The 5,382-nt window shown below is 66.0% G+C and carries 5 protein-coding genes; all 5 read left to right on the top strand.

Features of this window, described 5'->3' with window-relative positions:
* On the top strand, nucleotides 1–1,964 hold a 1,964-nt coding region (locus tag QMG28_RS20825), incomplete at its 5' end, for an alpha/beta fold hydrolase (protein WP_281844144.1).
* A 106-nt stretch (nucleotides 1,965–2,070) separates the two neighbouring features.
* Complete coding sequence (locus QMG28_RS20820) at nucleotides 2,071–3,195, top strand: SH3 domain-containing protein (RefSeq protein ID WP_281844143.1); 1,125 nt, start codon at nucleotides 2,071–2,073, stop codon at nucleotides 3,193–3,195.
* A 173-nt stretch (nucleotides 3,196–3,368) separates the two neighbouring features.
* Nucleotides 3,369–4,280: an SH3 domain-containing protein gene (locus tag QMG28_RS20815; protein ID WP_281844142.1), complete on the top strand. Its 912-nt coding sequence runs from the start codon at nucleotides 3,369–3,371 to the stop codon at nucleotides 4,278–4,280.
* Between the two features lie 77 nt (nucleotides 4,281–4,357).
* Nucleotides 4,358–5,131: a CPBP family glutamic-type intramembrane protease gene (locus QMG28_RS20810; RefSeq protein WP_281844141.1), complete on the top strand. Its 774-nt coding sequence runs from the start codon at nucleotides 4,358–4,360 to the stop codon at nucleotides 5,129–5,131.
* A gap of 29 nt (nucleotides 5,132–5,160) precedes the next feature.
* Nucleotides 5,161–5,379 carry a hypothetical protein gene (locus QMG28_RS20805; RefSeq protein ID WP_281844140.1) on the top strand — a complete coding sequence of 73 codons (219 nt, stop codon included), beginning with the start codon at nucleotides 5,161–5,163 and terminating at the stop codon, nucleotides 5,377–5,379.
* The last annotated feature ends 3 nt before the right edge of the window (nucleotides 5,380–5,382 follow it).

The following is a 5,382-nucleotide window of genomic DNA, read 5'->3' as shown; positions in this document are numbered from 1 at the left end:
TCGTGACCCCAGAACAGATCTTCGCCGTTGTTGCCGCAATGGTGGCCGGCCAGCCCAACGCCGATTTCGACCAGTTGCACGCAGGCGGCTACGATGCGCGATATCCGGTCACGGTCGAAGCCTGCGAATTTCCGCCCGGAACCATCGAGGTGGAAGGCCAGACCGTCATCTGCGGCACGGTGAGCGTGCCGGAAGACTATGCCCGGCCGGACGGCAACCGGATACCGCTGGAATTCGCCATCATCAAAGCCGCCTCGCGCTCGCCCGCCCCCGATCCGCTGGTCTACCTGCATGGGGGGCCGGGCGGCGGCACGCTGGAGGCGCTCGGGCCGGTCGGCGATCTGATCTTCCGCGAGCACCGCCGCACCCGCGATATCGTCGCCTTCGATCAGCGGGCGGCGGCCCTGTCGTCGCGCACGGTGAACTGCTACCGGGATATGGCCGATCACATCGTCGAACTGGCCAAGGTTCCCGCGGGCACGCGGGAACTGCCGGGCGAGCTGCTGGCCAGGGTGATCGACCCCTGCCTGGAAGAAATCCGCGCCAGCGACGCCGATCTGACGGCCTATAACACCGAGAACAACGCCCGTGACGTGCGCGCGCTAATGACGGCGATCGGCTACCCGACATACAATATCTACGGCATCTCCTACGGCACCCGGCTTGCGCTCGAAGTGCTGCGGACCGCGCCGGCGGGCGTGCGCTCGGTGGTGATCGACGGGGTCGCGCCGTCCAGCGTGTTTCTCTACGACGATCTGCTCGGCCCCTATGCCGATGCCGCCGATGCGCTGGTGGATCAATGCGCGGCGGACGAGGTGTGCAATGCCGCCTATCCCGATCTGCGCGCGACGATCAACGCCGCGTTCGAAAGGCTGATCAACGACCCGGTGCCGGCCAGCCGGGGTCAGCCGGAAATCAACATGGTATCGTTGTTCACACTTGCCTTCATCGCCCGCAACGCGCCGATGGAAAAGCGGCCCATCACCGCCTGGCTGCCCCGGATCTTCGCCGAACTCGCCGAGGGCAAGACCGATGCCTATGATGCGATCTCGACCATGCCGCAGCCCGACCCGACGGCGGCGTTCGGCGACGTGAAGGGCCTGACCGAAGACGAGCGCGCCCTGGTGCGATTGGCGCTGGAGGGGGCGCAGGCGATGGAACATCTCGACAAAGGCGCCGTCGCCGCAATCGAACGTCTGAAGGCCGATCTGGGCGAAGCCCGCGAGACGGCCAGCGTCGCCGAAGCCTTCGATGCACGTTCCACCCAGGCCGCCCTGGCGAATGGTGACCCGGATGCCCTGACGGCGATGGTGCAGGATTTCGCCATGCTGCAAACCCAGATCCCGGGGCCGCAGCCGCTGATCGACTGGGTGGAGGCGCATTTCACCGGCGCCGACCGCGAGACGCTGCTCGGCCTGATCGCGGCGATGACCGATGCCGACTTCGCCCTCATCTTCGAAAGCGCCACCCGCGACGCGTCGAAATACGAAGCGCTCATGCGCAGCGCAATCAATCAGGGGATCTACGCCTGTCAGGAAGACATGCCCTATAACAGCATCGAGGGCTTCAAGGCCCGTCTCGCCGAACTGGGCGAACGGTATCCCTTCGTCCTGCTCTTTGCCGAGGAAACCGGCCAATACGATAAATGCGCCCATTTCGAACCGCATCCGCGCGACGGGTTTCACGACTCGGTGGTCTCGGATGTGCCGGTGCTGGCCCTGAACGGGATCAAGGACACGCAGACGTCGTGGCGCTGGGGCGCGGTGGCGGTCGAGACGCTGCCCAACGGACGCAACTTCGTCTTCCCCGAAGCCGGCCATGGCAGCCTGATTTTCCAGCCCTGCGCCGCAGATATTTCGGTGGCCTTCCTCAACAACCCGACCGCCCCGCTCGATGCCTCCTGCATCGACGATATCAAGGTCGACTTCGTCAAACCCGACGACCCTCTGCCAGGTGCCCGGTAGGGACATGGCGGCGCGGCGGGCCGGTCATTGCCTCGTGCGGCCCGCCGCGCAACCAGGTGCCGCCCGACCGGGCCAAATACCAAGACTGTAACGGAGAGACCATATCATGTTCGCACGCCCCCCGATCCTGACCGTCCTGGCCACCTGTCTGGCCCTTGCCGCGCCTGCCCAGGGTATCGCGCAGGCGATCCAGACCGAGCACGTCGCTTTTGCCGCGGGAACGACCGGCACCAGTCTTCAGGGCGCGATCACCGGAGATCAGATCGTCGATTACGTGCTGACCGCCTCCGCCGGCCAGACCATGAGCGTCGACATGACCACCTCGAATGCCAGCTCCTATTTCAACGTCATGAAGGCCGGCGATCCGGCGGCGATCTATGTCGGGTCGATCAACGGGCTGCATTTCGAGGACGTGTTGCCGTCGGACGGCGACTGGGTGATCCGCGTCTACCTGATGCGCAATGCCGCGCGCCGCAATGAGACGGCGGACTACACCATCGCGGTGAACATCGACGGCGGCGGTGGCGGCGGGGGTGCTGCCGTGGTTGCCGCGACGGACCCGGAGAGCGTCTGCCTCGCGGCGGTTTCCGACATGGCGAATACCGGCGATGTCGCGGTGGTCAGCTCCGACTTCTCCGAAGCGGGCACGATGGTGCAGCTTGCCGTGGGGCCGGATCGCGCGCCGTGGCAATGTATCGCGTATGAGGACGGCAGCACGTCGGGGGTGATGTTCCTCGGCGACGACAGCGCCGGCACCGCAGCGGTCATACCGGCACCCGATTACGCCGATGGCGAGGCGGGCGGGCCGGATTGGTGGCAGGTCAGCGTGAACGGATCGCTCAATGTCCGCTCCGGGCCCGGCACCGGCTATGCGGCGGTCGGCAAGGCCGCCAACGGGCAATTGCTGCGCAATCTGGGCTGCGAGGGGCAAGGCGATGGGCGCTGGTGCCATGTCGAGGTGGATGACGGCGCCTATCGCGGCTGGGTCGCGGGCCGGTTCCTGCGCGAAGGCGCGATGCCGGCGGCGGCAGGCACCGGGACGACACTCCCGTCCGCCAGCCCGCTCGGCCCGGACCTTTACATCCGCCCCTCCGGCGAGATCGAAGCCTCCTGGGCCTCCGGCTGCACGGTGCTCTACAACCCCGCGGGCGTTCGGATCAATGCCGGGGCGAGCTGCTCGGAGGTTCAGCTCGTCACCTCCGACTTCGCGGCTGCCGAGGCGGCCAAGTAGCCCCGGATCGCACGCGGCCAGCGCGCCGCGAAAGACAAGTCGTGCGAGTTATCCGCCGTGTTTCGGCGGGCCATTGCGGCTTCTGCCAAAGACCCGGTCCCGATCCGGCGCGGGAGCTTCAACGGCAAGCCCGGAAAATTTTGGCTATTGAATCCAGAGCTGGAGGACAGAGAATGCGCATATTTACAAAGATTTTCAGCGCCATCGTTATGGCGGCCGGGGTGGCGTCAGGCCCGGCCTCGGCCTTCGGTACGATCGACATCGTGCCAGAAGCCGCCCCGTCATTGGATCATGCCATTCCACCGGGCGATCCGGGGCCCGACGGGCTGATCCTTGTGCAGGCCGGCGGCCCGGATTTCTGGCAGGTGACCGGCGTTTCGTCGGGCGACACGCTCAATATCCGCTCCGGACCCAGCACGCTCAACCGCATCATCGCCCGCGCGCCCAATGGCGCGGTTCTGCGCAATCTCGGTTGCCAGGGCTCGGGAAATTCGCGCTGGTGCAAAGTCCAGACACGCGATGGCAGCATCACCGGCTGGGCCAGCGGCGCCTATCTGCGTGAATCCGGCGGCACCTCAACGGGCGGTTCATCCGATGTGCCGCGGCTCTACGTGCGCAGCAGCGGCGAGATCGAGGTGCAATGGGCCTCGGGCTGCACAATGCTTTACAATGCCAATGGCAGCCGCATCCAGTCGGGATCGAGCTGCACCCGCGCCCAGCGCCAGCGCGCCGACGACGCGGTTGCCGGCTATCTGCGCGAGCAGGGCGGCGGAACCGCCGAAGGCGGCGGCGGCCCGTCGACACATCTGCGCGGCACCGGTACGGTGACCCTGGGCGGCCCGCTCTTCGGGCATGTGACCTCGAACAATGGCCGGGTCTATGCGGTGATCCTCACGGCAACCACCGACGGGTTCAGCTGCACCGGGTCCATCGACTCCCTGCCACGGCGCGGCCAGACCCGAAGCACGGTGATCCATTGCACCAATGGCGATACCGGCAGCGCCATCCTGAAGAACAACGGTAACGGAAGATACCTGCTGACCTTCAGTGCCGGCGGCAAAGGCGGCCTTGTGACGTTGCAGTAAGCTAAGACGCCGCGGCCGCGCCCCATCGGACAGGCAGTCCGGCGGGGCGCGGCCTTGCGCAACAGGGAGGGCACGTCATGAGCGACAGATCGGCGACGCCGGAACGTATGTTCTGGTTCGAACGCAAAGGCGACGACTTTCCCTATTATCGTGGACGACCGGTCGGAATAGCCACGGGTGGTTGGGTGTTGGTGCTGGCGGGCGTGGCGCTTGGCTTCGCCGTGCTTCTGCTTGGCCCGCGCATGGTGGATGGCGGGGCGTGGCGCTACCTGCTCGCATTCCTGTTCTGGGCGATCCCGCTGGCCGCGCTGGCGCTGGTGGCGGGACGGCACTGGACGGCGCTGTTCCGGCCCGTGCGGGGCGTGGATGTGCTGCTGATGATCGGCTTTGCGGTCCTCAACCTGCTCGTGACGCTGGTCACCGGCGCGCTGATCACCTCGCTGACCGATGCAACCGCGAATTCGGCGATGTCGGATGCCGGGGCACTGGAGGCCGGGCAGGCGCTGCATTTCTTCGCCCTGACCGGCATTCAGCTCATTGGCGAGGAGGTGACCTCGATCCTGCCGTTTCTCGCTTTGCTCTGGTGGTTCACCGCCCGCGGCGGCATGGGCCGGAAATCCGCCATCATGCTCGCCGTTCTGATCGTGGCCGTGATCTTCGCCATCGAGCACGGCGCCACCTATGACTGGAAGATCGTCCAGCTTCTTCTCGGGGTCGCGATCGCGCGGATCGTTCTCATCCTGCCCTATATCATCACCCGGAACCTCTGGGTCTCGGCCGGGGCCCATATTCTGAACGACTGGATATTCTTCGGTCTGTCGATGCTGACGGCCACCGCCGCCGCCACGTGACCCATAGCCCGAAACGCGGAGGCAGCGGCGTGAAACATCAACCGAACTGGAGGCTCGGTCTCACTGTTTATCTTCTCTATCTCGTCGTCTTCGTCAGAACCTGGACACTGGTGGGGAGCGACCACACCGCATTGGTCGGCCGCGATGGCGTGTTCAGAAGTGTCGTCCTGCCCTTGCTGCTGGCAGCGCTGTTTCTGGGTTCCCGCCATAAGCTGGCTCGGCTGGTGGCGTCCGGTTCTCGCGGATGACCG

Origin of the sequence: Sinisalibacter aestuarii, from assembly GCF_027923545.1 — a bacterium.
Lineage (GTDB): Bacteria > Pseudomonadota > Alphaproteobacteria > Rhodobacterales > Rhodobacteraceae > Sinisalibacter > Sinisalibacter aestuarii.
Note: the sequence above shows the minus strand (reverse complement) of the source record. Positions and strands in the feature narration are given on the sequence as shown.

Coding starts and splice junctions, on each gene's coding strand:
- QMG28_RS20820 (WP_281844143.1), top strand. CDS start 2,071: ATGTTCGCACGCCCCCCGATCCTGACCGTCCTGGCCACCTGTCTGGCC.
- QMG28_RS20815 (WP_281844142.1), top strand. CDS start 3,369: ATGCGCATATTTACAAAGATTTTCAGCGCCATCGTTATGGCGGCCGGG.
- QMG28_RS20810 (WP_281844141.1), top strand. CDS start 4,358: ATGAGCGACAGATCGGCGACGCCGGAACGTATGTTCTGGTTCGAACGC.